This is a genomic window from Pseudomonas sp. GM48 (assembly GCF_000282335.1).
Lineage (GTDB): Bacteria > Pseudomonadota > Gammaproteobacteria > Pseudomonadales > Pseudomonadaceae > Aquipseudomonas.
The window spans coordinates 23,619-50,337 of the sequence record NZ_AKJM01000123.1 but is presented as its reverse complement, the minus strand read 5'-3'; the positions used below and the strand labels follow the sequence as shown (position 1 = coordinate 50,337).

28 protein-coding genes and 1 pseudogene are annotated in these 26,719 nt (G+C 58.7%); 22 read left to right on the top strand and 7 right to left on the bottom strand.

From position 1 onward, the window contains the following. Positions 1–50: 50 nt before the first annotated feature. On the bottom strand, positions 51–1,019 hold the full coding sequence (locus PMI28_RS06005) for a polyprenyl synthetase family protein (RefSeq protein WP_007990455.1): 969 nt from the start codon (positions 1,017–1,019) through the stop codon (positions 51–53). 239 nt (positions 1,020–1,258) lie between these two features. Between PMI28_RS06005 and rplU the strand changes: the two genes are divergently transcribed. The 5 genes from rplU (at position 1,259) to PMI28_RS06030 (ending at position 5,018) form a co-directional block, all read left to right on the top strand. Next, a complete protein-coding gene (gene rplU / locus PMI28_RS06010; protein WP_007950961.1) occupies positions 1,259–1,573 on the top strand; it encodes a 50S ribosomal protein L21 in 315 nt (104 codons plus the stop codon). Between the two features lie 35 nt (positions 1,574–1,608). After that, positions 1,609–1,866 (top strand): 50S ribosomal protein L27, encoded by a 258-nt coding sequence (gene rpmA, locus PMI28_RS06015; protein WP_003281574.1) that lies wholly within the window; start codon positions 1,609–1,611, stop codon positions 1,864–1,866. Positions 1,867–2,061: 195 nt separating this feature from the next. Further along, complete coding sequence (gene cgtA, locus PMI28_RS06020) at positions 2,062–3,285, top strand: Obg family GTPase CgtA (RefSeq protein WP_007970919.1); 1,224 nt, start codon at positions 2,062–2,064, stop codon at positions 3,283–3,285. A 137-nt stretch (positions 3,286–3,422) separates the two neighbouring features. After that, the gene (gene proB / locus PMI28_RS06025; protein ID WP_033063550.1) at positions 3,423–4,541 is read left to right on the top strand and encodes a glutamate 5-kinase; all 1,119 of its coding nucleotides are present in this window, start codon (positions 3,423–3,425) and stop codon (positions 4,539–4,541) included. Positions 4,542–4,553: 12 nt separating this feature from the next. After that, positions 4,554–5,018 carry a CreA family protein gene (locus PMI28_RS06030; protein ID WP_007990450.1) on the top strand — a complete coding sequence of 155 codons (465 nt, stop codon included), beginning with the start codon at positions 4,554–4,556 and terminating at the stop codon, positions 5,016–5,018. Positions 5,019–5,200: 182 nt separating this feature from the next. Here the strand turns inward: PMI28_RS06030 and rpsT are convergent, their stop codons facing one another. Further along, positions 5,201–5,479, bottom strand: a complete 279-nt coding sequence (gene rpsT / locus PMI28_RS06035; RefSeq protein WP_007970922.1) for a 30S ribosomal protein S20 — start codon at positions 5,477–5,479, stop codon at positions 5,201–5,203. A gap of 252 nt (positions 5,480–5,731) precedes the next feature. On the opposite strand from rpsT, the gene murJ reads away from it, so the two are divergent. The 6 genes from murJ to ispH all read left to right on the top strand — a co-directional run bounded on the left by murJ (position 5,732) and on the right by ispH (position 13,258). Then, complete coding sequence (gene murJ, locus PMI28_RS06040; RefSeq protein ID WP_007990448.1) at positions 5,732–7,270, top strand: murein biosynthesis integral membrane protein MurJ; 1,539 nt, start codon at positions 5,732–5,734, stop codon at positions 7,268–7,270. 130 nt (positions 7,271–7,400) lie between these two features. Then, positions 7,401–8,339: a bifunctional riboflavin kinase/FAD synthetase gene (ribF, locus tag PMI28_RS06045; RefSeq protein ID WP_007990446.1), complete on the top strand. Its 939-nt coding sequence runs from the start codon at positions 7,401–7,403 to the stop codon at positions 8,337–8,339. Positions 8,340–8,352: 13 nt separating this feature from the next. Then, positions 8,353–11,184, top strand: a complete 2,832-nt coding sequence (ileS, locus tag PMI28_RS06050) for an isoleucine--tRNA ligase (protein WP_007990445.1) — start codon at positions 8,353–8,355, stop codon at positions 11,182–11,184. Then, the gene (gene lspA, locus PMI28_RS06055) at positions 11,177–11,689 is read left to right on the top strand and encodes a signal peptidase II (RefSeq protein WP_007970932.1); all 513 of its coding nucleotides are present in this window, start codon (positions 11,177–11,179) and stop codon (positions 11,687–11,689) included. The genes ileS and lspA overlap by 8 nt, the downstream gene beginning before the upstream one ends. Positions 11,690–11,696: 7 nt before the next feature. Further along, positions 11,697–12,134, top strand: coding sequence for an FKBP-type peptidyl-prolyl cis-trans isomerase (gene fkpB / locus PMI28_RS06060; RefSeq protein ID WP_172435403.1), 438 nt, complete (start codon positions 11,697–11,699; stop codon positions 12,132–12,134). Positions 12,135–12,310: 176 nt separating this feature from the next. After that, positions 12,311–13,258 carry a 4-hydroxy-3-methylbut-2-enyl diphosphate reductase gene (gene ispH, locus PMI28_RS06065; RefSeq protein ID WP_007990439.1) on the top strand — a complete coding sequence of 316 codons (948 nt, stop codon included), beginning with the start codon at positions 12,311–12,313 and terminating at the stop codon, positions 13,256–13,258. On the opposite strand, the gene PMI28_RS06070 is transcribed toward ispH, so the two are convergent. After that, positions 13,227–13,784 (bottom strand): GspH/FimT family pseudopilin, encoded by a 558-nt coding sequence (locus tag PMI28_RS06070; protein ID WP_007990437.1) that lies wholly within the window; start codon positions 13,782–13,784, stop codon positions 13,227–13,229. The two genes, ispH and PMI28_RS06070, sit on opposite strands and share 32 nt — an antisense overlap. A gap of 130 nt (positions 13,785–13,914) precedes the next feature. Between PMI28_RS06070 and PMI28_RS06075 the strand changes: the two genes are divergently transcribed. The 7 genes from PMI28_RS06075 to thiO are packed head-to-tail and all read left to right on the top strand — an operon-like array spanning position 13,915 to position 18,001. Continuing rightward, on the top strand, positions 13,915–14,388 hold the full coding sequence (locus PMI28_RS06075; RefSeq protein ID WP_007990435.1) for a GspH/FimT family pseudopilin: 474 nt from the start codon (positions 13,915–13,917) through the stop codon (positions 14,386–14,388). After that, entirely contained in the window at positions 14,385–14,834 is a 450-nt protein-coding gene (gene pilV / locus PMI28_RS06080; RefSeq protein ID WP_007990433.1) for a type IV pilus modification protein PilV, read from the top strand. The genes PMI28_RS06075 and pilV overlap by 4 nt, the downstream gene beginning before the upstream one ends. Then, positions 14,831–15,538 carry a PilW family protein gene (locus PMI28_RS06085; protein WP_007990431.1) on the top strand — a complete coding sequence of 236 codons (708 nt, stop codon included), beginning with the start codon at positions 14,831–14,833 and terminating at the stop codon, positions 15,536–15,538. The genes pilV and PMI28_RS06085 overlap by 4 nt, the downstream gene beginning before the upstream one ends. A 25-nt stretch (positions 15,539–15,563) precedes the next feature. Then, positions 15,564–16,028 carry a pilus assembly PilX family protein gene (locus PMI28_RS06090; RefSeq protein WP_443200735.1) on the top strand — a complete coding sequence of 155 codons (465 nt, stop codon included), beginning with the start codon at positions 15,564–15,566 and terminating at the stop codon, positions 16,026–16,028. Continuing rightward, positions 16,015–16,428 (top strand): hypothetical protein, encoded by a 414-nt coding sequence (locus PMI28_RS06095; RefSeq protein WP_007990428.1) that lies wholly within the window; start codon positions 16,015–16,017, stop codon positions 16,426–16,428. Before PMI28_RS06090 ends, PMI28_RS06095 begins: the two co-directional genes overlap by 14 nt. A 14-nt stretch (positions 16,429–16,442) precedes the next feature. Next, a complete protein-coding gene (locus tag PMI28_RS06100; protein WP_007990427.1) occupies positions 16,443–16,844 on the top strand; it encodes a type IV pilin protein in 402 nt (133 codons plus the stop codon). A gap of 56 nt (positions 16,845–16,900) precedes the next feature. Next, positions 16,901–18,001: a glycine oxidase ThiO gene (thiO, locus tag PMI28_RS06105; RefSeq protein ID WP_007990425.1), complete on the top strand. Its 1,101-nt coding sequence runs from the start codon at positions 16,901–16,903 to the stop codon at positions 17,999–18,001. 4 nt (positions 18,002–18,005) lie between these two features. Here thiO and PMI28_RS06110 read toward each other — a convergent pair whose 3' ends face one another. Then, positions 18,006–19,340 carry a sigma-54-dependent transcriptional regulator gene (locus tag PMI28_RS06110; protein WP_007990423.1) on the bottom strand — a complete coding sequence of 445 codons (1,335 nt, stop codon included), beginning with the start codon at positions 19,338–19,340 and terminating at the stop codon, positions 18,006–18,008. Continuing rightward, positions 19,337–19,639, bottom strand: a pseudogene (locus PMI28_RS31220) (hypothetical protein); the annotation flags it as partial. The gene PMI28_RS06110 and the pseudogene PMI28_RS31220, both read right to left, overlap by 4 nt. 110 nt (positions 19,640–19,749) lie before the next feature. Here PMI28_RS31220 and PMI28_RS30585 point away from each other — a divergent pair. Beyond that, on the top strand, positions 19,750–20,346 hold the full coding sequence (locus PMI28_RS30585; protein ID WP_157395785.1) for a hypothetical protein: 597 nt from the start codon (positions 19,750–19,752) through the stop codon (positions 20,344–20,346). 293 nt (positions 20,347–20,639) lie between these two features. Beyond that, positions 20,640–23,150, top strand: a complete 2,511-nt coding sequence (locus tag PMI28_RS06115) for a putative bifunctional diguanylate cyclase/phosphodiesterase (RefSeq protein ID WP_007990419.1) — start codon at positions 20,640–20,642, stop codon at positions 23,148–23,150. A gap of 58 nt (positions 23,151–23,208) precedes the next feature. On the opposite strand, the gene PMI28_RS29940 is transcribed toward PMI28_RS06115, so the two are convergent. Together PMI28_RS29940 and PMI28_RS06120 are read right to left on the bottom strand one after the other, a co-directional pair. Continuing rightward, positions 23,209–23,442: a PP0621 family protein gene (locus tag PMI28_RS29940; protein WP_007990417.1), complete on the bottom strand. Its 234-nt coding sequence runs from the start codon at positions 23,440–23,442 to the stop codon at positions 23,209–23,211. A gap of 315 nt (positions 23,443–23,757) precedes the next feature. Further along, the gene (locus PMI28_RS06120; RefSeq protein WP_007990416.1) at positions 23,758–24,780 is read right to left on the bottom strand and encodes an outer membrane protein assembly factor BamD; all 1,023 of its coding nucleotides are present in this window, start codon (positions 24,778–24,780) and stop codon (positions 23,758–23,760) included. A gap of 151 nt (positions 24,781–24,931) precedes the next feature. Here PMI28_RS06120 and rluD point away from each other — a divergent pair, with 151 nt between their 5' ends. Then, complete coding sequence (gene rluD, locus PMI28_RS06125; RefSeq protein WP_007990414.1) at positions 24,932–25,894, top strand: 23S rRNA pseudouridine(1911/1915/1917) synthase RluD; 963 nt, start codon at positions 24,932–24,934, stop codon at positions 25,892–25,894. Next, positions 25,891–26,616 (top strand): peptidoglycan editing factor PgeF, encoded by a 726-nt coding sequence (pgeF, locus tag PMI28_RS06130; protein WP_007990412.1) that lies wholly within the window; start codon positions 25,891–25,893, stop codon positions 26,614–26,616. Before rluD ends, pgeF begins: the two co-directional genes overlap by 4 nt. The last annotated feature ends 103 nt before the right edge of the window (positions 26,617–26,719 follow it).

Genomic DNA, 26,719 nt, shown 5'->3' with positions numbered 1-26,719 from the left:
TGAAGAAACGCATTCGCGAGCAAGCCCGATCCCACAAGGGATATTCGTTGTCAGTGCGTACGCGCGACCGCGAATTCGCTCAGTTCAACCAGTGCATCGCGGTATTCGCTGGCGGGCAATGCTTCGAGGCACTTGATGGCGCGGGCCACATAATCACGGGCCAGTTGCGCGGTGTACTCAAGCGAGCCCGAGGCTTCCACTGCTTCGCGGATGCTTTCCAGGTCTTCGATCCCACCTTTCTGGATCGCTTTGCGCACCAGGGCGGCCTGTTCCGGCGTACCTTCACGCATGGTGTAGATCAGCGGCAGGGTCGGCTTGCCTTCGGCCAGATCGTCACCGACGTTCTTGCCCAGGGTTTCGGCGTCGCCTTTGTAATCGAGCAGGTCATCGACCAACTGGAAGGCCACGCCCAGGTGGTCGCCGAATGTGCGCAGGGCTTCGGCCTGTTCCGGCGTGGCTTCGCACAGGGCCGCAGCACTGTGGGTCGAGGCTTCGAAGAGCATCGCGGTCTTGCCGCGGATGACTTCCATGTAGGTTTCTTCGGTGGTGCTGGCGTCACGCACCTTCGACAGCTGCAACACTTCGCCTTCGGCGATGATGCGCGTGGCTTGCGAAAGGATCTTCATCACCTGCATCGAGCCCAGCTCGACCATCATTTCGAATGAGCGCGAGTACAGGAAGTCACCCACCAGCACGCTTGGCGCGTTGCCCCACATGGCGTTGGCAGTCGAGCGGCCACGGCGCATGCCGGACATGTCGACCACGTCGTCATGCAGCAGGGTAGCGGTGTGCAGGAACTCGATGGTGGCGGCCAGCAGGCGCAGTTGGTCGCCTTCGCGGCCAAGGGCCTTGCCACACAGCAACACCAATAAAGGACGCAGGCGTTTGCCGCCGGCCGAGGTGATGTAATCGCCGATTTTCGATACCAGCGGCACTCGGGAAGTCAGCTGCTTCTTGATGATGCCGTCGACGGCGCTAAAATCGTCCGCCACCGCGCGGTAGAAAGCTTGGGGTTGCATCAGCGACAGTTGCTCCAGAAGGGTTGCGCGGCATGCTAGGACCCACGCCTGCAGGTGTCAAGGCGCGATGGACGGCCCCTTGCAAGGCGCTCGTGCCTTGCGTACAATCGCGCACCCTGAACTTCCTGGGCAGCACCTGCCTTACGCAATTGCAAGCGGGCCTCCAGCCCCATGCAGCCATGCCAGCCAATACCTCTTCTTATAAAGAGCTGGGTGAGCAGGATTATCGGAGAAATACCATGTCTTATGCAGTAATCGTTACTGGCGGCAAGCAGTACAAAGTCGCCCCAGGTGAATACCTGAAGATCGAAAAACTGGAAGTCGCTACCGGCGAATCCGTTACCTTTGATCGCGTTCTGTTGGTTGCCAACGGTGACGACGTGAATATCGGCGCTCCAGTTGTTGCTGGCGCTACCGTTGTGGCTGAAGTGATCTCCCAAGGTCGTCACGATAAAGTCCGCATCATCAAGTTCCGTCGCCGTAAGCACCACATGAAGCGTATGGGCCACCGCCAGTGGTACACCGAGATCAAAATCACCGGTATTCAGGCTTAATTTCAGCCTAATTCCTCACTAGGAGAATTGAACTCATGGCACACAAAAAAGCTGGTGGTAGTACCCGTAACGGTCGCGACTCAGAAGCCAAACGCCTTGGCGTGAAGATGTATGGCGGCCAGGCTATCAAGGCAGGCAACATCATCGTGCGTCAGCGCGGCACCCAATTCCACGCTGGCTACGGCGTTGGCATGGGTAAAGATCACACCCTCTTCGCTAAAGTCGAAGGCGTGATCAAGTTCGAAGTAAAAGGCGCCTTCGGTCGTCGTTACGTGAGCGTAGTCGCAGCTTAATTGCGCGATCGCTGGAAAAGCCCTGTCTCGCGACGGGGCTTTTTCGTTTGTGGGGTGAGTCTCTTGCAAAGCTGTTTGTATGGGCTGTCGGCGTACGATGTAGGTATCGTGGTTTGGGGTCGCTGCGCTCATTTTTGCAAGAGTCTTATGTCTTGATTGTTTTTCGGCTCGTCCGTATGGCGAGAGGCGTTTGTTATGAAGTTTGTTGATGAAGTATCGATTCGAGTAAAGGCCGGTGACGGCGGCAATGGCTGCATGAGTTTCCGTCGCGAAAAATTCATCGAAAACGGCGGTCCGAACGGTGGTGATGGTGGTGACGGCGGTTCCATCTACATGATGGCCGACGAAAACCTCAACACCCTGGTGGACTATCGTTACACTCGGCACTTCGATGCCGAGCGTGGCTCCAACGGCGGCAGCACCGACTGCACCGGTAAAAAGGGCGAAGATCTGATCCTGCGTGTACCGGTTGGTACCACGGTGATCGACTCTGCCACTCAGGAAGTGATCGGCGACCTGACCAAGGCTGGCCAGAAATTGCTGGTGGCACACGGCGGCTGGCACGGCCTGGGCAACACCCGTTTCAAATCCAGTACCAACCGTGCGCCACGCCAGACTACGCCGGGCAAGCCGGGCGAGCAGCGTGACCTGAAACTGGAAATGAAGGTGCTGGCGGACGTGGGTCTGCTGGGCTTGCCGAATGCTGGCAAAAGTACCTTTATCCGTTCGGTGTCGGCCGCCAAGCCGAAAGTCGCCGACTATCCGTTCACCACGCTGGTGCCGAACCTGGGTGTGGTCAGTGTCGATCGCTGGAAGAGCTTCGTGGTCGCGGACATTCCGGGTCTGATCGAAGGTGCTTCCGATGGCGCGGGCCTGGGGATTCGCTTCCTCAAGCACTTGTCGCGTACTCGCCTGCTGTTGCATCTCGTCGACATGGCGCCGCTGGATGAAACCAGTGCCCCGGACGCCGCTGAAGTCATCGTCAGCGAACTGACCAAGTTCAGCCCGTCCCTGGCGGAGCGTGATCGCTGGCTGATCCTGAACAAGTGTGACCAGATCCTTGATGAAGAGCACGATGCTCGCGTCAAGGAAATCGTTGATCGCCTGGAATGGACGGGGCCGGTTTATGTGATCTCGGCGATTGCCAAGCAGAACACCGAGCGCCTGTGCCACGACATCATGCGTTATCTGGAAGATCGTGCCGATCGCCTGGCCAACGACCCGGCCTACAAGGAAGAGTTGGCTGAGCTCGATCAGCGCATCGAAGATGAAGCCCGTGCCCAGTTGCAGGCGCTGGACGACCAGCGTGCCCTGCGCCGCAGTGGCGTGAAGTCGGTTCACGACATCGGTGACGATGATTGGGACGAAGAAGATGTGGATGACGAAGACGGTCCGGAAATCATTTACGTGCGTGACTGATTCGTTGCGATAAACTTAAGCGCCGCTCAATCGAGCGGCGTTTTGGTATCTGGAAATCGATTGTTGGTCACGAATAACCACGAATAACGTCACGGGCAGTGCTAGGTCGCGCTGCCCTCAAGCTAAGGTTGAAGATGATGCGGAGCAAGGTGACAGGTGCGCAGCGTTGGGTCGTGAAGATCGGCAGCGCTTTGCTGACGGCGGACGGCAAAGGCCTGGATCGCGCGGCAATGGGTGTCTGGGTTGAGCAGATGGTGGCCTTGCATGAGGCGGGTGTCGAGCTGGTGCTGGTGTCCTCCGGGGCGGTGGCGGCTGGCATGAGCCGTTTGGGCTGGACCTCGCGACCCAGTGCGATGCACGAACTTCAGGCCGCCGCTGCAATCGGCCAGATGGGGCTGGTGCAGGCCTGGGAGTCGAGCTTTGCCGAGCATGGCCGGCATACCGCACAGATTCTCCTGACCCATGACGACCTGTCCGACCGCAAGCGCTATCTGAACGCCCGCAGTACCTTGCGCGCACTGGTCGAGCTCAAGGTCATTCCGGTGATCAACGAGAACGACACCGTGGTCACCGACGAAATCCGCTTCGGCGACAACGACACTCTGGCGGCGCTGGTGGCGAACCTGGTTGAGGCGGACTTGCTGGTGATCCTCACGGATCGCGATGGCATGTTCGATGCTGATCCGCGCAACAATCCGGATGCCCAACTGATCTACGAGGCGCGCGCCAATGATCCGGCCCTGGATGCAGTCGCCGGCGGTACGGGTGGTGCATTGGGGCGTGGCGGCATGCAGACCAAGTTGCGTGCTGCGCGTCTCGCGGCGCGTTCTGGTGCTCATACCATCATCGTCGGTGGGCGCATTGAGCGCGTACTGGATCGCCTCAAGGCTGGCGAGCGCATCGGCACTTTGCTTTCGCCGGAGCGCGGCATGCTGGCGGCGCGCAAGCAGTGGCTGGCCGGACATCTGCAAACCCGTGGCACTCTGGTGCTGGATGCGGGGGCGGTGACTGCATTGTCCCAGGGCAACAAGAGCTTGCTGCCGGTTGGGGTCAAATTGGTGCAGGGCAGCTTCCGCCGTGGTGAGATGGTGGTCTGCGTGGCGCCGGACGGTCGCGAGATTGCCCGGGGCCTGGCCAACTACAGTGCCCTGGAGGCACAAAAAATCATCGGTCAGTCGTCTGAGGCGATTGTCGGTCTGTTGGGTTATATGGCGGAGCCGGAACTGGTTCACCGCGATAACCTGATTCTGGTTTGAAGGAATACCTGAATGCGCATGGCAAAAGGATTGTTGGGGCTGCTGCTGGCAATGCCGCTGCTGGCTTCGGCCGAGGAAATTGGCCAGGTGTCGACGGTGTTCAAGTTCGTCGGGCCGAATGACCGGATCGTGGTCGAGGCTTTTGATGATCCCAAGGTCGAGGGTGTGACCTGTTATCTCTCGCGCGCCAAGACGGGTGGGGTGAAAGGTGGGCTTGGATTGGCCGAGGATCGTGCCGAGGCGTCTATTGCTTGCCGGCAGGTCGGGCCGATCAGCTTCAAGGGTGAGCTCAAGGATGGTGATGAGGTGTTCAAGGAGCGCACGTCCCTGGTGTTCAAGACCATGCAGGTGGTGCGCTTCCTCGACAAGAAGCGCAATACGCTGGTGTATCTGGTGTACAGCGATCGCTTGATCGAGGGTAGTCCGCAGAATGCGGTGACGGCGATTCCGATTTTGCCGTGGGCGCACGCTCAATAATTTGATGCAAAACAAACTGTGGGAGCGGGCTTGCTCGCGAATGCGGACTGTCAGTCAACGATGATGTTGAATGTGATGGCCCCTTCGCGAGCAAGCCCGCTCCCACATTTTTTTGTGTGCTTCACCAAATCACAGGCAATAAAAAACCGACCCTGAGGTCGGTTTTTTAATGAACGAGTCGCTTAGGCAGCAGCGGCAACGTTCAGGGCCTTGACGTGGCCATTCAGGCGGCTCTTATGACGAGCGGCCTTGTTCTTGTGGATGATGCCTTTATCGGCCATACGGTCGATAACTGGCACAGCCAGAACGTAAGCGGCTTGAGCTTTGGCAGCGTCTTTTGCGTCAATGGCTTTCACTACATTCTTGATGTAGGTACGAACCATGGAACGCAGGCTGGCGTTGTGGCTGCGACGCTTCTCAGCCTGTTTTGCACGTTTTTTGGCGGAAGGTGAGTTGGCCACCGTCGAGCTCCTCGAAAGACTTTTTAGGAAATAGCAAACAAAATAGGCCGCGAATCATGCCGATGAGTTGAAGTCTTGTCAAGGGCGCTTGAAACGTTCCGCTAAGTGGTAGGCGTGGTGCGACGGGATATTTCTTTCCGGCGTGTGACCTGTAAACTCGCGAGCTTTGGCTCTGTGCTGTTGCGGCGCGGAGTATCGCACAAGTAGGCGCGTAGTTCGCCTGCTGTTTATCGACAGGCACAAACTCTCTCCATGAATCTGCTCAAATCGTTGGCCGCCGTCAGCTCTATCACGATGCTTTCCCGGATTCTCGGGTTTGTTCGTGACACCCTCATTGCGCGCACATTTGGCGCGGGAATGGCGACCGACGCCTTCTTTATCGCCTTTAAATTGCCCAATCTGCTGCGGCGGATCTTTGCCGAAGGAGCGTTTTCCCAAGCGTTCGTGCCGATTCTTGCCGAATATAAAAGCCAGCAGGGTGAAGAGGCGACCCGAACCTTCATTGCCTACGTCTCGGGCCTGCTGACGCTGGTGCTGGCACTGGTCACGGTGTTGGGCATGATCGCCGCGCCGTGGGTGATCTGGGTGACGGCACCGGGTTTCACCAATACCCCGGAAAAATTTGAACTGACATCAAGCCTCTTGCGGGTGACCTTTCCCTACATCCTACTGATTTCCTTGTCGTCGTTGGCCGGCGCGATCCTCAATACCTGGAACCGTTTTTCGGTGCCGGCCTTCGTGCCGACCTTGCTCAACGTCAGCATGATCATATTTGCGGTGTTTCTGACGCCGTACTTCGACCCGCCGGTGATGGCACTCGGCTGGGCGGTTCTGGCGGGTGGCCTGGCGCAGCTTCTCTATCAACTGCCGCACCTGAAAAAGATCGGCATGTTGGTGCTGCCTCGCCTGAATCTGCGCGACACGGGCGTCTGGCGGGTAATGAAGCAGATGTTGCCGGCCATTCTCGGGGTGTCGGTGAGCCAGATTTCGCTGATCATCAACACCATTTTTGCCTCGTTCCTGGTGGCCGGTTCCGTGTCGTGGATGTATTACGCCGACCGTTTGATGGAGCTGCCGTCCGGTGTGTTGGGCGTGGCGCTGGGGACGATTCTGCTGCCGACCCTGGCCAAGACCTACGCCAACAAGGATCGTCACGAGTATTCGCGCATCCTCGACTGGGGCCTGCGCCTCTGTTTCGTGCTGGTGCTGCCTTGCTCGCTGGCATTGGGGATTCTGGCGGAACCGCTGACGGTTTCACTATTCCAGTACGGGCAGTTCAATGCGTTTGATGCATTGATGACTCAGCGTGCCCTGATCGCATATTCGGTCGGATTGCTCGGGATTATTGTGATCAAAGTGCTGGCGCCGGGCTTTTATGCGCAACAAAACATCCGCACACCGGTGAAAATCGCGATTTTCACCCTGGTGGTCACCCAGTTGTTCAACTTGATGCTGATCGGGCCGCTGGCTCACGCGGGCCTGGCCCTGGCGATCAGTGCCGGCGCCTGCCTCAATGCCGGGTTGTTGTTCTATCAGCTGCGCAAGCAGCAGATGTACCAGCCGCAACCGGGCTGGGCAAAGTTCGGTTTCAAGTTGCTGGTCGCGGTGGCCGTGATGTCCGCGGTACTGTTGGGTGCGATGCACTTCATGCCAGCCTGGGACCAGGGGCACATGCTCGAGCGCCTCTTGCGACTCGGGGTGTTGGTAGCAGCGGGTGTGGTGGCTTATTTCGGCATGTTAGTGTTGATGGGGTTCCGTTTGCGCGACTTCAATCGCAAGGCGCTGGAATAGAGGTTCGGGCCTTGATAAACATGGGCGGGCCGGCGGTTTTGTCGGTTCGATCACTTTGGGTTACGGTGTTGCCTGTCGTCGGCCGCCGGGTGTGGTTATAATCGACCACTTTATGAGCAAGAAGCGCGTTATGCAGCTGGTTCGAGGCCTCCACAATCTGCGCCCCCAGCATCGGGGCTGTGTCGCCACTATTGGCAACTTTGACGGTGTACACCGTGGCCACCAGGCTATCCTGGCGCGGCTGCGTGAACGTGCGCTTGAGTTGGGCGTGCCCAGTTGCGTGGTGATTTTCGAGCCGCAACCGCGGGAGTTCTTCGCTCCAGAGACTGCACCGGCCCGCCTGGCCCGTCTGCGGGACAAGCTGCAGCTGCTGGCGACAGAAGGTGTCGACCGGGTTCTGTGCCTGGCGTTCAACCAGCGCCTGAGCAAGCTCAGCGCCAGCGAGTTCGTTGACACCATTCTGGTGGATGGCCTTGGCGTCCAGCACCTGGAGGTCGGGGATGACTTCCGTTTCGGCTGTGACCGCGCGGGAGATTTCGATTTCCTGCAACAGGCCGGCATCGTTCAGGGCTTTACCGTCGAGGCGGCGCAAACCGTTGAGCTGGACGGTATTCGCGTCAGCAGCACTCAGGTCCGCAATGCCCTGGCCGCAGCTGATTTTGCCTTGGCCGAGCGACTGCTAGGTCGGCCGTTCCAGATTACCGGGCGGGTGCTGCACGGCCAGAAGCTGGCTCGCCAGTTGGGTACGCCCACGGCCAACATACAACTCAAGCGCCGTCGCGTTCCGCTTTCCGGGGTTTTCCTGGTCAACGTCGACATCGACGGCAAGACCTGGCCAGGCGTCGCCAACATCGGCGTGCGGCCAACGGTACAAGGTGATGGCAAGGCCCACCTCGAAATACATCTTTTGGATTTTGCCGGCGATCTGTATGACCGGCGTTTAACGGTGGTTTTCCACCACAAGCTGCGTGAAGAGCAGCGTTTCGCCTCTCTGGAGGCGCTGAAAACGGCGATCAACGCGGATGTCGCCGCCGCCCGTGCACTAGCCGCACCTAGCGCCCATCGCTAATGAAGAGCCTTAAATGACCGACTATAAAGCCACGCTAAACCTTCCGGACACCGCCTTCCCAATGAAGGCCGGCCTGCCACAGCGCGAACCGCAGATCCTGCAGCGCTGGGACAGTATTGGCCTGTACGGAAAGTTGCGCGAGATTGGCAAGGATCGTCCGAAGTTCGTCCTGCACGACGGCCCTCCCTACGCCAACGGTTCGATTCACATCGGTCATGCGCTGAACAAGATTCTCAAGGACATGATCATCCGCTCGAAGACCCTGTCGGGGTTCGACGCGCCTTATGTTCCGGGCTGGGACTGCCACGGCCTGCCGATCGAGCACAAAGTCGAAGTGACCCACGGCAAGAACCTGGGCGCGGACAAAACCCGCGAACTGTGCCGGGCCTACGCCACCGAGCAGATCGAAGGCCAGAAGTCCGAGTTCATCCGCCTGGGCGTGCTGGGCGACTTCGCCAACCCGTACAAGACCATGGATTTCAAGAACGAGGCCGGTGAAATCCGTGCCCTCGCCGAAATCGTCAAGGGCGGTTTCGTGTTCAAGGGCTTGAAGCCTGTGAACTGGTGCTTCGATTGCGGTTCGGCCCTGGCCGAAGCGGAAGTCGAGTACGAAAACAAGAAATCCTCGACCATCGACGTGGCCTTCCCGATTGCCGACGAAGCCAAACTGGCTGCCGCCTTCGGTCTGCCAACCCTGGGCAAACCGGCTTCGATCGTGATCTGGACCACCACCCCGTGGACCATCCCGGCCAACCAGGCGCTGAACGTCCATCCGGAATTCAACTACGCCCTGGTCGACGTCGGCGACAAGTTGCTGGTCCTGGCTGAAGAACTGGTCGAATCGTGCCTGGCGCGCTACTCGCTGGAAGGCTCGGTCATCGCTACCGCCGCCGGTTCCGCGCTGGAACTGATCAACTTCCGTCACCCGTTCTACGACCGTCTGTCCCCGGTTTACCTGGCCGACTACGTTGAACTGGGCGCCGGCACCGGCGTGGTTCACTCCTCGCCAGCCTACGGCGTGGACGACTTCGTGACCTGCAAGAAGTACGGCATGGTCAACGACGATATCCTCAACCCGGTCCAGAGCAACGGCGTTTACGTGCCGTCGCTGGAGTTCTTCGGCGGCCAGTTCATCTGGAAGGCCAACCCGGCCATCGTCGACAAGCTGACCGAAGTCGGTGCGCTGCTGCACACCACCATCATCGAACACAGCTACATGCACTGCTGGCGCCACAAGACCCCGCTGATCTACCGCGCCACCGCGCAGTGGTTCATCGGCATGGACAAGCAGCCGACCACCGGCGACACCCTGCGCCAGCGCTCGCTCAAAGCCATCGAAGACACCCGGTTCGTTCCGGCCTGGGGCCAGGCGCGCCTGCACTCGATGATCGCCAACCGTCCGGACTGGTGCATTTCCCGTCAGCGCAACTGGGGTGTGCCGATCCCGTTCTTCCTGAACAAGGAAAGCGGCGAACTGCACCCGCGCACCGTCGAACTGATGGAAGAAGTTGCCAAGCGCGTCGAAGTCGAAGGCATCGAGGCCTGGTTCAAGCTGGACGCCGCCGAACTGCTGGGTGATGAAGCGCCGCAGTACGACAAGATCAGCGACACCCTGGACGTCTGGTTCGACTCGGGCACAACGCACTGGCACGTCCTGCGCGGTTCGCACCCGATGGGCCACGAAACCGGCCCGCGCGCCGACCTGTACCTGGAAGGCTCGGACCAACACCGTGGCTGGTTCCACTCGTCGCTGCTGACCGGTTGCGCCATCGACAACCACGCACCGTATCGCGAACTGCTGACCCACGGCTTCACTGTCGACGAGTCCGGCCGCAAGATGTCCAAGTCTTTGGGCAACGTGATTGCGCCCCAGAAAGTCAACGACACCCTGGGCGCCGACATCATGCGTCTGTGGGTTGCCTCTACCGATTACTCGGGTGAAATGGCGGTTTCCGAGCAGATCCTGCAACGCAGTGCGGATGCCTATCGGCGTATCCGTAACACCGCACGCTTCCTGCTTTCCAACCTGACCGGCTTCAACCCGGCCACCGACCTGCTGCCGGCTGAAGAAATGCTGGCGCTGGACCGTTGGGCCGTGGATCGCACCCTGCTGCTGCAGCGTGAACTGCAAGAGCACTACGGCGAATACCGCTTCTGGAACGTGTACTCGAAGATCCACAACTTCTGCGTGCAGGAGCTGGGTGGTTTCTACCTCGACATCATCAAGGATCGCCAGTACACCACCGGTGCCGACAGCAAGGCCCGCCGTTCCTGCCAGACCGCGCTGTTCCACATCTCCGAAGCGCTGGTGCGCTGGATCGCGCCGATCCTGGCGTTCACCGCCGACGAACTGTGGCAGTACCTGCCGGGCGAGCGTAACGAGTCCGTCATGCTCAATACCTGGTACGAGGGCCTGAGCGAACTGCCGGAAGGTTTCGAGCTGGGTCGCGCCTACTGGGACCGCATCATGGAAGTGAAGGTTGCGGTCAACAAAGAGATGGAAATCCAGCGTGCAGCCAAGGCTGTCGGTGGCAACCTGCAAGCCGAAGTGACGCTGTTCGCCGAAGACGCGCTGACCGCCGACCTGGCCAAGCTGAGCAACGAACTGCGTTTCGTGCTGATCACTTCGACCGCCAGTGTCGCGCCATTGGCGCAGGCACCGGCCGATGCCGTGGTCACCGAAGTCAGCGGCCTGAAGCTGAAAATCGTCAAGTCGAGCCACGTCAAGTGCGCCCGTTGCTGGCACTGCCGTGAAGACGTCGGCGTGAACCCGGAGCATCCGGAAATCTGCGGTCGTTGCGTCGACAACATCAGCGGCGCTGGCGAGGTTCGTCACTATGCCTAATGCCGTTGGCCGTTTCGGACGGCTGAGCTGGCTCTGGTTGAGCTTGTTGGTCCTGGTCATCGACCAGGCCAGCAAGTTCTACTTCGAAGGCAAGCTCCAGATGTACCAGCAGATCGTAATCATCCCCGATTACTTCAGCTGGACCCTGGCCTACAACACTGGCGCGGCCTTCAGCTTCCTGGCTGACAGCTCCGGCTGGCAGCGCTGGCTGTTCGCGCTGATTGCGGTTGTGGTCAGTGCGGTGCTGGTAGTGTGGCTCAAGCGTCTGGGGCGCAACGAAACCTGGCTGGCGGTCGCGCTGGCCCTGGTGCTTGGTGGCGCGCTGGGCAATCTGTATGACCGCATTGCCCTGGGCCATGTGATCGATTTCATCCTGGTGCATTGGCAGAACCGCTGGTATTTCCCGGCGTTCAACTTTGCCGACAGCGCAATTACCGTTGGTGCGGTGATGCTGGCACTGGATATGTTCAAAAGTAAAAAGACCGGAGAAACCGTTCATGACTGAACAGGTATTGGCTGAGCAACGCATCGGCCAGAACACGGAAGTCACCTTGCATTTCGCATTGCGCCTGGAGAACGGCGACACGGTGGACAGCACCTTCGACAAGGCCCCGGCGACCTTCAAGGTCGGTGATGGCAACCTGTTGCCAGGTTTCGAAGCGGCCCTGTTCGGTTTCAAGGCCGGTGACAAGCGGACGCTGAGCATCGAGCCGGAAAACGCCTTCGGCCAGCCCAACCCGCAAAACGTGCAGATCATCCCGCGCTCGCAGTTCCAGGACATGGAACTGTCGCCAGGTTTGCTGGTGATCTTCAACGATGCGGCCAATACTGAATTGCCGGGCGTGGTTAAAGAGTTCGACGACGCGCAAGTGACCATCGACTTCAACCACCCGCTGGCAGGCAAGACGCTGACCTTTGACGTGGAAATCATTTCCGTCAAAGCACTGTAAAAATGTGGGAGCGGGCTTGCTCGCGAATGCTGACTGACATTCAACATTGATGTCGTCTGACACACCGCTTTCGCGAGCAAGCCCGCTCCCACATTAAACCCTCGCTGTTCTTGAACACTGTGTTCGATGAACAGCAGGGCATTACCATTTTTCGCGCGCAAGACACGAGGCACAGCATGCAAATCAAACTCGCCAACCCCCGTGGCTTCTGTGCCGGTGTGGACCGGGCGATCGAAATCGTCAACCGCGCCCTGGAAGTCTTCGGGCCGCCGATCTACGTGCGCCACGAAGTGGTCCACAACAAGTTCGTGGTCGAAGACCTGCGCTCCCGTGGCGCGGTCTTCGTCGAAGAGCTGGATCAGGTGCCGGACGACGTCATCGTGATCTTCAGTGCTCACGGCGTTTCCCAAGCCGTGCGTAGCGAAGCGGCTGGCCGTGGGCTGAAAGTGTTCGACGCCACATGCCCGCTGGTGACCAAAGTCCACATCGAAGTGGCGCGTTACAGCCGTGACGGCCGTGAGTGCATTCTCATCGGCCACGCCGGTCACCCGGAAGTCGAAGGCACCATGGGCCAGTACGACGGCAGCAATGGCGGCGCGATCTACCTGGTCGAAGACGAGAAAGATGTCGCGGCGTTGCAGGTGAAAAACCCTGAAAAACTCGCGTTCGTGACCCAGACCACACTCTCGATGGACGATACCAGCCGCGTCATCGACGCCCTGCGTTCACGCTTCCCGGCCATCGGCGGACCGCGCAAGGACGACATTTGCTACGCCACGCAAAACCGTCAGGACGCGGTCAAGCAACTGGCCGACGAGTGCGACGTGGTGCTGGTGGTCGGCAGCCCGAACAGCTCCAACTCCAATCGCTTGCGCGAATTGGCAGAACGCATGTCCACTCCGGCCTACCTGATCGACGGTGCCGAAGACCTGCAAAAGAGCTGGTTCGACGGTGTCGAGCGTATCGGCATCACCGCTGGCGCATCCGCCCCGGAAGTCCTGGTGCGCGGCGTGATCCAGCAGTTGCAGGCCTGGGGTGCCACCGGTGCCGATGAACTGGCCGGTCGCGAGGAGAACATCACGTTCTCGATGCCTAAAGAGCTGCGCGTTCGTTCATTGCTCTGAGTTTTTTCCTTTCTTCGCATAACGCCTGCTCAGCCTCATCGCTGCGCAGGCTGACGCGGCCGGTCGGTGCCAGTACCACTTGGTGTTTGCTCACCGGTTCGCGGACTGCACAAATGTGTAATGTCCCTCCTTGCCATTGACCGTTGGCAAACAGTGGCTCGCCCTGGCCACTGAATCGTACGAAACGATCGATCGGACCGTTCCCCGCAATCGGCACTCGTGTGCCGCTCCGACGTTCGGCCAACAGTAGATTGTTACTGTCCTTATCGCCCTTGCCGCTGATATCCAGAATGATCCGCCAGCCCTGGCTCCAGTCGCCATCGATGGCGTGAATCACCACGGCCTGGTTACGGACGATGGCTTCGGTTCGGGCGGTGCGAATTCCACTGAAAAGAGCCTGCGCCGCCTGCTCCCTTTGGTTCGACTCGATCAGCGTTGCGAACGCCGGAGTGACCAGATGCAGAACAATTCCTGTAATTGCCAGTCCCATGAGCAGTTCGATCAGGCTGAAGCCTTGTTGCCGCATGACATCCCCCTCCGTGGCGTGCTGTGGCTCGCGCAATCCCTGCGCGATAAATGGCAACGCAAACGCACCGCATCGCGTGAATGTTGTGCCGCGTAAAAGCAGGTATAGCCGAAGAAAACAGAAGGCCCCGATGGATCATCGTACAAAAGGTTTCACGCTGATCGAGTTGCTGGTCGCGATCGCGATCCTGCTGATTCTGCTGACTCTGGCTGTCCCGGCGTTTACCCGCTCGACGCAAACAACCAGGGCCGATACCGAAATCGTTGACCTGCAACGAACCCTGAATTTTGCCCGGCTCGAAGCCATTGAGCGGGGCAATACAACACGGGTGCGCCCGACAGCCGGTGGGGATGTCTGGAGTGGGGAGCTGACGGTTTACGACGGTACTGACGCTTTGGCCAAAGTATTACGGGTTGTTCCGGCGATGAGCAGCGGCGCAACTCTGGCGCTAACCTCAGGCGTGACTGCCATCGATTTCAACAGTATGGGCGGGTTGTCATCATCGTCTTCAGAGGTGGTGATCAGCTATGGACGGGGAGCGCAAAGCAGGATGCTGACAGTGTGTTTGAACGGACGAATTCTATTGGGTGGGAGTTGCGGATGAAGGCATGGAGCAACCGCACGCAGGAGGGCATGACGCTGGTCGAAGTCCTGGTGGCGTTAGTCATTCTGGGAGTGGGTCTGCTGGGGGCGGCGGCGTTCCAGCTCAATGCGCTGAAGTACACGGACAGCGCGCGCATGACCAGTCAGGCCAGTTTTATCGCCTACGACATGCTGGACCGCATTCGCGCCAACGCCGTTGCGGACTACACCATTGCGCCGCAGGCTTCGGGCAATCCAGGCGTTACCCGGGATCAGGACCTGTTTGACTTCAAATCCAATATAGTCAGCTCACTCGGCACCACCGCGACGGGCAGTGTCGCCGTCAATCAGCAGGTGTACACCATCACGATTACCTGGGACGACTCACGGGCTGCGAATGTTGCCGACTCGCGGCGCAGTTTCATCCTGAGCAGCCGCGCTGCCGTCGACCCGGTGGTGACTCCTTGAGCCGTTGCAGCAAAGGCTTTGGCCTGGTCGAGATGCTGATCGCCCTGGCATTGGGCCTGATTGTGGTGCTGGGCGTGGTACAGGTTTTCATCGCGGCCAAGAACACTTATCTCAGCCAGAATGCTGCCGCGAACATGCAGGAGGACGCACGCTTCGTGTTGAGCAAAATGATTCAGGAGGTCCGCATGGTCGGGATGTTCGGTTGCCTGGAAACGATCACTGATTCAAGTAAGAAAGGTGATTTCCATGCCAGCCAGCTAACGCCGATCCGTTGGGACAATGGCAGTCGCAAGTTGACTCTGGTTACGGCGGATTTCGGCGGCAATGGTGGCAAGCCGGACTGGACCGTGCTTTCCGACTGTCTAGACAATTCGACGGCTTACAGCGACGGTCCGACTCCAGTGGCAGGGCAATTGGCATTTCCGATACGGCGGCTGATTTACAGCTTCAGCAAAAACCAACTGTTTATGAAGGGCGGGGACGCACCATCGCAGGTATTGGTGAACAACGTAGGTGCTTTTGACGTGAGCTTTGGCCTGGCCAGCACGGCCACTGATCTGGCTGCTTCCCGCTACAGCAGCAACCCGCCGGACCCCGCGCTGATTCGTAGCGTTCGCCTGAGTCTGACCCTCTTCGATCCGAACCACCGGGTGAGCGATCAAACCTTCAACGTCGTGGCCGCTCTGCGCAATCGCTTGCCATGAGAGGGTGCCAATGGATTGTTCTGCCATGAAGTATTACACCCAACGCGGCATGGCACTGCTGGTCAGTCTGGTGTTCTTGCTCCTGCTGACACTGATTGGTCTTTCATCGATGCAGAGCGCCACCCTGCAGGAAAAAATGGCCGGTAGCGTCGCCTTGCGCAACCAGTCGTTTCAAGGCGCTGAAGCGGCATTGCGGGTGGGGGAGAGTGCAGTGCAACGGGACAGTTATGCGCTGCCGGTTTGCAGCGGCATCGTTCAATGTGCACCACCGTCCGAGTCTTCGACGATTACTGCTGCCGGCTTCAGCGCCACTTCCGGAGTGACCTGGATTGCATCGGGCAATGGCTTTTATGGCGTGCAGAACATCGGTGTCAGTCGAAATGCGGTGAATGTGCCCATCAATACCCCGGCGACGTTGTATCGGGTAACGGCGGTAGGCATCGCAGGCCATTCGCGCAGCGTGGTGGAGAGCATCTATGCGAAGTTCTGAGCGACCGGTCAGATTGTGGTCACGACTGTTTGGGGTCGTAGTCGCGCTTAACCTGCCAGTGTTGGCGCACGGCACCACGCCATCGGATTCGCCGGCGCTGAACCGGCCAACCTGTCTGGCAAATGGCAATTGGTACGGTTTCTACCACAGCAATCAGGGGTTGAAGGCCGTCTGCCTGAAGCTGCCCGCTACGATCGGCGTTAAGATGCTCGACAGCAACGACGATGGCGTGGTCGACAACATGGACGCGCTATCCGATGGCGTGGTCTTTATCGGAGAGCATTCGACCCAGGATGCCAGCGACAATGGCGGGGTTGTGAACGATTCCACTGGCGACGATACGCCGGGGATGGAAAAATCCGGCGGCAGCCGTCGCATCATGTGGCGACAAATACAGTAAGTGAGAGTTGAGGCATGCGTAGTTCCAACCGCGGTTTTACCCTGATCGAAATCATGATCGTGATTGCGATCATCGGGCTTGTCATGACCTTTGCCGCCCCGAGCTTCACCGAGTACCTGAACAAGGGGCGCCGCGCAGAAGTGGCCGGCCTGCTCTCGGAGCAGGCGCAGCTCCTGGAACGCTTCTACTCGCAGAAAAATGCCTACACCGATGCGACGGGCCTCAGTGCCGGCAATGATTACTACACCATCACACCGACCCTGGCTGACCAGACCTTTCTGCTGATGGCTGTGCGTAAGGCTGGCACGAGCATGGCCACTGACAAGTGCGGTGATCTGACCATCACCAACACCGGTGTCCTCGGTATGGTCAACGCAAAAACCGGCCTGACCAGCAAAGACTGCTGGGGGCGCTGAATTTCTTTTCGGGTGCCTTTTGCACCCCCCTGTCTATTTAACGGTTGGATCAGAACATGACCAGGCAACAGCAAGTGGTGATTGTCGGCGGCGGTGTGATTGGTTTGCTGACGGCCTTCAATCTCGCGTCAGAAGTGCAACGCGTTGTGCTGCTGGATCGCTCGAGCGTCGGCCAGGAATCGTCCTGGGCCGGCGGGGGCATCGTTTCGCCGCTTTACCCGTGGCGCTACAGCCCGGCAGTCACCGCGTTGGCTCACTGGTCCCAGGATTTTTATCCACAATTGGGTGAGCGGCTGTTTGCCGCTACCGGTATTGATCCTGAAGTGCACACCACAGGTCTGTACTGGCTGGACCTGGACGATGAAGCCGAAGCGCTGGCGTGGGCTGCCCGAGAAAATCGTCCGCTTGGCGCGGTGGATATTTGCGCAGTACACGACGCCGTGCCGGTGCTGGGCAGCGGTTTTTCCCGGGCGATCTACATGGCTGATGTTGCCAATGTGCGTAATCCGCGACTGGTGAAGTCACTCAAGGCTGCGTTGCTGGCGCTGCCGAACGTGACAATCCATGAGCAGTGTGAAGTCAGCGGGTTTGTTCGTGACGGCGACAAAGTGGTCGGCGTGCAGACCTCCACAGGTACTGTCCTGGGCGATCAAGTTGTCCTGACGGCGGGCGCCTGGAGCGGTGACTTGCTCAAGCTCCTGGATCTGACGCTGCCGGTTGAACCGGTGAAAGGCCAGATGATTCTCTACAAGTGCGCGGCAGATTTTTTGCCGAGCATGGTTCTGGCCAAAGGCCGATACGCGATACCCCGGCGCGATGGGCACATCCTGATCGGCAGCACGCTGGAGCATGAAGGCTATGACAAGACGCCAACCGGGTCGGCGCTGGAGAGCCTCAAGGCCTCTGCAGTGGAATTGATTCCGGCACTGGCCGAGGCCGAAGTGGTCGGTCATTGGGCCGGATTACGTCCGGGTTCGCCCGAAGGCATTCCTTACATCGGTCGGGTGCCAGGGTTTGAAGGGCTGTGGCTCAACTGCGGGCACTACCGTAACGGGTTGGTGCTGGCGCCCGCATCGTGCCAGTTGTTTGCCGATGTGATGCTGGGCCGGGCGCCGATCATTGATCCGGCACCGTATGCACCGGCCGGGCGGATTTGAGCTTTCAATCCAGCCCCAGTTTCTTCAGTCGATAACGCATCGACCTGAATGAAAGATTCAACCGCTGAGCCGCCGCCGTGCGGTTCCAGCGGGTTTCTTCCAGGGCCTGGAGCAGCAGCTGGCGTTCGACGTTTTCCAGGTAGGTTTCCAGATTGTCGATCTGTGTCAGGTCCGGTACGCCACCCTCAACTCCACAGTTGCCTTCAGCCAGACGCAAGTCGCCGGCCTCGATCTGGTTGTTCTCGCACAACGTGTGCGCCCGTTCGAGCATGTTTTCCAGTTCCCGCACGTTGCCCGGGAAACGGTAGCTTTTCAATGCATCAAGGGCTTGCGGATGGAGTATTGCCGCGGGTTGGTCAGTGCCGGCGACCAAGCGCTTGAGCATGTGGCTGGCCAGTGTTTCGATGTCGTCGCGGCGCTCGCGCAAGGGCGGGACCCGCAACTCGATCACGTTCAAGCGGTAGTACAGGTCCTGGCGGAAGCGTTCGGCGGCGACTTCGGCGTCAAGGTCCTTGTGCGTGGCGCAGAGAATGCGCACATCGACCAGCACTTCCTGTTGCCCGCCGACGCTGCGCACGGCTTTTTCCTGAATGGCGCGCAGCAACTTGACCTGCATCGCCAGCGGCAAATCAGCCACTTCGTCCAGGAACAGGGTGCCACCATGGGCCGCCTGGAACAGGCCGGGCTTGTCCTCGATGGCGCCGCTGAAACTGCCTTTGCGATGGCCGAAAAACTCGCTCTCCATCAGTTCGGAAGGAATCGCACCGCAGTTGATCGGTATGAATGGCTGGCTGGCGCGGGGGCCTTGATCGTGGATCAGCCGCGCAACCAACTCCTTGCCGCTACCGGATTCGCCACTGATGTACACCGGCGCCTGGCTGCGGGCCAGTTTGGCGATGTGCTTGCGCAGATTGCGCATGGGCAGTGAATCGCCCAGCAAGCGGCGCTCGAGGGCGACGCTGGAAGCCGGAAGCAGGGCACTGGTGACCAGTTCGCGCAGGCGCGTAAGGTCCACCGGTTTGGTCAGGAAGTCGAATGCCCCGGCCTTGAGCACATTGATCGCGGTTTCAAGGCTGGCATAGGCGGTGATCATCGCCACTTGGACCCGAGGGTGACGTTGCTGGATGTGCTGCACCAACTCCAGGCCGGTACCGTCCGACAACTGCATGTCTGTCAGGCATAGATCGAAGGTTTCGCGATTTAGCAGGGATTGCGCTTCGCCGACGTTGCGGGCGTTGAACGTCTCCAGTTTCATCCTTCCCAGGGTGATTTCCAGGAGTTCGCGAATGTCCGGTTCGTCATCGACGATCAAGACTTTTTGTCGTGGTCTCGTGTTCAACGTGGGGTCCGTCCGTGAGCAAAGGTAACGCAAAAGCAGCCGCTTTCCTGGCGTGCCTTGAAGTCTAGGCGGGACAGAGTGCTTTCGCCCGGCTGGCCGGACGGATAAAGCCCCAGGCCCCTGATATAGGGGGCTGGGGCTTCGTTATCGAGTATTTCCAGTGGTTTCAGGTCGAGCCGTGGCGGCGACATTTGCTCGCGGCGCCGCAGCTGCAGGACGTTTTTGATTACCCGGTTCATTTGCAGAGTGTGGTCTTGAATAATCTGCGTCAGACGTCGATCGACGCCTTTGAGTTCCTTGGGTACATGTTTTACGGAGCCTTGTTGACAGTTATATTTGTTTTATCTTCCATAAATCAGTCACTTATCTAATCTGACTTTTTTCACGTGTTTTTTTACGCGTGGAACGAGTGAGTGACTGCCAATCTGCCCCATTGCAATCCCATGGCAACATCGACCGGTTGAATCCACAGCGAAAGCTGCCGACCATCAAGGGCTGCTACCGACCTGGAGCAGTCGGCGAACAGAATAATGTCAAATTACTGGCTATGCTTGATCTGCTGTCGAAACTGATCAGGCAGTCCGGCAGGCTGCGCGGAAATGACCCGCAACGTGCCCTATGTCACCCGACTATTCTGCGTGAAGCATCCAGTTCAGGGGCGCAAATCCGCAACGACACTCGGGAAGACATGGAGCAAATCCTGCACCTGCAGGCGCAGGGTTTGGACTGGATCTGTTGGGATCACTCAGGATCGAATCGACTTTCGCTACGGTGCGGCTGGGCACTGCGAAAACGGGGATATGCTCACCCCAGACATGCTGGCCAAGGTCTGCACGCTCGCCAGAGGCGCAGAACGAGGCTGAGGAAATTGAAAGGAACAGAACATCTGGAAAAAGTGATGGCCGACGTTCAGTTCTACAATGGAGAGCGAGGAGAATCGTTACCTGAAACGATGATGTCAAACGCAACAAATGAAAGTGATTTCGTTTTATCGCCGAAATGTTAAGAGACTGCTTCCGAGAGTAAAAAATTTCACCATGAAATTTAGCATCGCCAAATGCATTGCTTAGTGTCGAATAGTTGGTTGGCGTGACACTTAAGGCGTATAGCTTCGGTAGCTATTGCTTGTCTCGGGAGCTTCGCTCACGAAAACCGGCGTGAATCCAGAGCAGAGAAAAAATTTGGCTAATGCTACGTGCGGTGTGTTCTCAGGTTCAGGTGTCGGCACAAAAGGTTAATTGGTTTCCGAATACCGCTTCTATTGGTCAATTTAGAAGGATTATGTTTGGAGATTGTGAAATGGATTTTTTCAGGAATAAAAGGGCCGCAAAGCAAGCCATACCCACCAGTTCAAATAAGCCGCGCTCGACCAAATGGCACCGCATGTACTTTTTTCTTGCGGGATTCGACGTGCTGGTTGTTGTGCTGAGCGTGCTATTGAATCACCTGATCGTCGATACCTATCACCGCTCCATCAAGGCAAACCAGTCGTGGGTCCAACAGCTGTCGAGCTATTCAACGCTGGGCAGCCTGGCTTCCGCAGTCAATGCGCCGGGCAATAATGTGTTCGATACACATAATGTTGAAGCCGAATCGCGGAACATGAATGAAGCCTTGCGCGCCTTCAGCGAGCATTTGGCAATGGCCAAAAAACAGTTGGAGGTACGGATCGCCAATGAGGCTGAACACAGTGCAGATATACAAGCCTTTACCCTTTCATTGAAGGATGAGGTGGGTGCAGTTGATGCCGCGATGGTCGAAATGGTGAACGAGGCCTTGCTGATCTTTTCCTACTTCAGGGAGGGGCAGTCGGATAATGCCGGCAAACGCATGGCAACGATGGACAGGAAGTTTTCCCTGTTGCTCGCCTCACTCAGTACCGTGCGGGATCGCGTTGGCCTGATTCAAAGCAAGCTCCTGGAGGAGGAGCTTGAGTCGGTCGAAGAACTGCGCCGGGTCGAATACGCGATCATGCTGTTCGTGCTACTGATGGTCAGTGCGGCCGTTATCTACGGGGGCAAGATCAGGCGCGAAATGGAGTCGCAAGCAGCCGAAAGGGAAGGTTATCTGGCAGTGCTGCGCGAAAGCGAGAAGCAGGCCCGCCAGCAAGCATCGCTGCTGGACAAGGCTCAGGACGCCATTGTCGTTCACGGGATGGATAACCGCATCCTGTACTGGAACAAAAGTGCCGAGCGTCTCTACGGTCTGTCAAAGGAAGAGGCACTCGGAAAATCGGCACAGGAGTTGATCTACCAGGGTAGCACCGCTTTCAATGCGGCCACTAACAGCCTGATAGAAACGGGTGACTGGGCGGACGAAGTTACACTTCGACGCCGGGATGGCTGCACCATCACGCTCGAAAGTCATCGAACCCTGGTGCGAGACGATGATGGCCAGCCGCAATCCGTTCTGTCGATCAATACTGACATCACCCACCGTAAGACCGCTGAGCAAGAGGTCCAGCGTTTGGCCTTCTACGATCAGTTGACCGGGCTGGCCAACAGGCGGCTCATGTTGGACCGGTTACAGCATCTGCTGGCGGGCAGCTCCCGTAGCCTGCATACGTACGCGATAATTCTCATTGACCTGGATAACTTCAAGGCACTGAACGACACGCTGGGGCATGACAGAGGCGACATGTTGCTGCAGCAAGTTGCTCTGCGCCTTTGCGGCTGCATACGCGAGAGCGACACCGTGGCTCGCCTGGGCGGAGACGAGTTCGTCGTCCTGCTGGATGGCCTTAATGAGAATCCTCCAGAAGCAGCTATCCAGGCCAAGGCTATTGGCGAAAAGATTCTCAAATCTCTGAACATTTCCTACCAGTTGGATGGATATGAGCACCACAGCACCCCCAGCCTCGGCATTGCGCTGTTCCAGGGGCAGCTGAGCACAGTGGACGATATTATGAAGCGCGCTGACCTGGCGATGTATCGCGCCAAGGCGGCGGGCCGCAATACCATGCGCTTCTTCGATCCGGAAATGCAGGCGGTTGCCACGGCACGCGCCAGACTGGAAGTAGACTTGCGCCAAGGCTTGCAGGACAACGAATTCCTTCTTCATTACCAACCGCAGGTGAATAGTGAGGGCCGTATCATTGGCGCAGAGGCACTGATGAGATGGCAGAATCCTGAGCGCGGAGTCGTGTTTCCATGCGAATTCATTCCATTGGCAGAGGAAACGGGGTTGATTCTGCCGTTAGGCCGTTGGGCGCTGCAGGCAGCCTGCACTCAGCTGGTTGCCTGGGCAAAGCATTCGGAAACCGCCCGACTGGGTATGGCTGTGAATGTCAGCGCCCGCCAGTTTCACCATCCGGACTTCGTCGAGGAGGTACTGCAAGTACTGAGACACACGGGGGCCGATCCGAAGAAATTGAAGCTGGAACTGACCGAAGGCCTGCTGATAGAGGATATGGAAGGTACTGTCGCCAAAATGATCGAGTTGAAAGAGATCGGCATAGGCCTTTCGCTGGATGATTTCGGAACCGGCTACTCGTCACTGTCATACCTGAAGAGCCTTCCGCTGGATCAACTCAAGATCGACCAGTCCTTCATCAGAGATGTGCTGGTTGATCCCAACGACGCCGCCATCGCCTGCGCGATTGTGAGCCTGAGCCAGATATTGGGGCTTTCGGTGATTGCAGAAGGTGTGGAGACAGAAGCTCAGCGCATCTTTCTGGTCAAGCATGGCTGCCAGACCTACCAGGGCTTCCTGTTTTCCCCGCCACTGCCAGCCGAACAATTTGAGGCGTATGTTCACGAAAGATTAATGGCGAGCACTGATTTCCCACGGACCAAGACTGAATCGCCATAACTTCGCAGGTGCCAGATCGCGCGATAGTCCTCAATCAGTCGCCAGTTCGGGTGACATGTCAGCGGCCACTGGAGCCCTTGTCTTGCTCGAGATGAGCCTGGCTGCAATACCACCGTTGGTCGAGTCTCAGCGCACGGTCACGGGGCAGGTGAACGCCGCAATGGGCGCAGCGGACCATGGGCGCCGCTTCCCGTTCGTCGGGGGACCTGGGGGTGGAAGCCTGACCCTTGAATTTGCGCCAGAACCATACTGCAGCGGCAATCAGGGCGATCCAGAACAATAAACGAAGCATGATGAGCTGCTATTCGAATGATGATCCGGCAGTTTAGCCAAGGACCTGTCAGGCGCACAGTGTAATAAATCGCTTAAATAAAAAAGGGAGACTCGAAAGTCTAATGCCGATCAGTCAAACCACAACGCAATCTGTAGCAGCTGCCGAAGGCTGCGTCCGGCTGCGCAGCAGTCGTAAAATCAGAGTTCGCGGTACGTCAGAGAGATCGTGCAAGCCGGATTTACGACTGCTGCGCAGCCGGACGCAGGCTACGCCAGCTGCTACAAGGTAGGCGTAGCGTCTGGGTTCGCCTAACTGATTGCACAACCCGAGGGGTCAGTCGAAGACGCCGAAGGTCATGTAGCTGAACCACGAACGGTCGCTGTTGTTGCCTTGCGCTTCATGATTTTCTTCTTCGATCGCGTCGCCATTGCCATCTTTAGGCTTGAGCTCGCTCGGGATCGCGTCCTTGGCGTCCTGGAACTGCCGCTGTACGTCCTGGTTGGCGCGGGTTTCGCCCGGTGGCAGCGGCGGACGGGATTCGATCAGGCCCAGGGTCGCCTTGCTCAGCCACGAACGGTTGTCGGCTTCGGCCACGGTCGGTACGAATTGACCGTCCACCAGCGTCGGGTGGTTCGGGTAGTTGAGCTTCAGGGTTTCCAGGCTGGTGGCCGCCAGTTCGTCCAGGTGCAGGCGCTGGTAGGACTCGGTCATCACCGCCAGGCCGTCGCCGACCGAAGGGGTTTCCTGGAAGTTTTCCACCACGTAACGACCGCGGTTCGCGGCGGCGACATAGGCCTGGCGGGTCAGGTAGTAGTCGGCTACGTGAATTTCGTAGGCCGCCAGCAGGTTGCGCAGATAAATCATGCGCTGCTTGGCGTCGGGCGAGTAGCGGCTGTTCGGGAAGCGACTGGTCAGCTGGGCGAACTCGTTATAGGAGTCGCGGGCGGCGCCCGGGTCACGCTTGGTCATGTCCAGCGGCAGGAAACGCGACAGCAGGCCGACGTCCTGGTCGAAAGAAGTCAGGCCCTTGAGGTAGTAGGCATAATCGACGTTCGGATGCTGTGGGTGCAGGCGAATGAAGCGCTCGGCAGCGGACTTGGCCGCTTCTGGCTCGGTGTTCTTGTAGTTGGCGTAGATGAGTTCGAGTTGCGCCTGGTCGGCATAGCGACCGAACGGATAACGCGATTCCAGAGCCTTCAGCTTGGCGATGGCACTGGTGTAGCTACTGTTGTCCAGGTCTTTTTGAGCCTGTTGGTACAGCTCGACTTCACTGAGGTTTTCGTCTACGACTTCCTTCGATGAGCAAGCAGCGGTCAATGCGAGGATGGCGATCAGCAGCAGGTGTTTCACTTGCATGGCGGCTTGCGTCCCTATGACGGCCGCTGTCTTGGGCGTGGCCGTCCTGTTATGATGAGCGCCCCGTTGAATAGCCTCGGGGCAAAAGACGCCGTATTTAACCACAAGCGCGCAGCCGAAACCAAAGGCTGTGCCGACGCCTAGTCTGAGCATGTCCGATAAAATTGAACTTCGCGCAGAGGTGCCGTCCGAATTGGGCGGCCAACGCCTCGATCAAGTCGCCGCACAACTATTCGCTGAGCACTCGCGCTCGCGCCTTTCCGCCTGGATCAAAGACGGCCGCCTGACTGTGGATGGGGCGGTTATCCGCCCGCGAGACATCGTTCACGGTGGCGCCATCCTTGAGCTGACTGCCGAGCAGGAAGCTCAGGGCGAATGGGTCGCTCAAGACATTGCCCTGGACATCGTCTACGAAGACGACGACATCCTGGTGATCAACAAGCCTGCGGGCCTGGTGGTGCACCCGGCTGCCGGTCACGCCGACGGCACCTTGCTCAACGCGTTGCTGCACCACGTGCCGGACATCATCAATGTGCCCCGCGCCGGTATCGTGCATCGCCTGGACAAGGACACCACCGGTCTGATGGTGGTGGCCAAGACCATTCAAGCGCAGACGCAGCTGGTTACACAGTTGCAGAGCCGCAGCGTCAGCCGGATCTACGAGTGCATCGTGATTGGTGTGGTGACCGCTGGCGGCAAGATCAATGCGCCGATCGGTCGTCACGGCCAGCAACGCCAGCGCATGGCCGTGATGGAAGGTGGTAAGCAAGCCGTCAGCCATTACCGCGTGCTCGAGCGTTTCCGCTCCCACACCCATGTGCGGGTGAAGCTGGAAACCGGTCGTACGCACCAGATTCGTGTGCACATGGCGCACATCAACTACCCGTTGGTCGGAGATCCTGCCTACGGTGGTCGTTTCCGTATCCCGCCGGCCGCCAACCCGACCATGGTCGAGTCGTTGAAAAACTTCCCGCGTCAGGCCTTGCATGCACGGTTCCTGGAGCTGGATCACCCGACGACCGGTAAGCGCATGAGCTGGGAATCGCCATTGCCGGAAGATTTTGTCTGGTTGCTGACCCTGCTCAAGCAAGATCGCGAGGCGTTCATCGGATGAGTGACTGGCTGATTCCTGACTGGCCCGCGCCGGCCGGGGTCAAAGCCTGTGTGACCACCCGTGCGGGCGGCGTCAGTGTGGCGCCGTTCGACAGCCTCAACCTCGGCGATCACGTCGACGACAGCCCCGAAGCTGTTGCCGAGAATCGCCGTCGTTTGACCGATCATTTCTCGATTCAACCGGCCTGGCTGCAGCAGGTCCACGGCATCGTCGTGGCCCATGCCGACCCGAACCTGGTGATCACCGCCGACGCCAGTTGGACATCGACCCCCGGCATCGCCTGTGCGGCAATGACCGCCGATTGCCTGCCGGCATTGTTTTGCGACCGCGCCGGTACTCGCGTTGCGGCAGCCCATGCCGGTTGGCGCGGGTTGGCGGCGGGTGTGCTGGAAGCCACGCTCGACAGTCTGGCCGTTCCGTCTGCTGAAGTATTGGTGTGGCTCGGCCCGGCCATCGGCCCGCAAGCCTTTGAAGTCGGCCCGGAAGTGCGTGAGACCTTTGTTCAGCAGTTGCCACAAGCGTCGGAAGCTTTTGTCCCGAGTCAAAACGCCGGCAAGTTCATGGCCGACATCTATATGCTGGCACGTCTGCGTCTCGCGGCTCGCGGTGTCACCGCTGTCTATGGCGGCGGTTTCTGCACCGTTACCGACCCACGCTTCTTTTCTTACCGCCGCAGTCCTCGCACTGGTCGGTTTGCCTCCCTGATCTGGCTTGAACGCTAGACTTGTCTGACCTGCATCAACGTCGCGACGCTTGAATCTCCCAGAATCGACCACATCTATTGCGGTATCTGGCAGGTTTCTTCATTCAGGATGTTTTATAGGT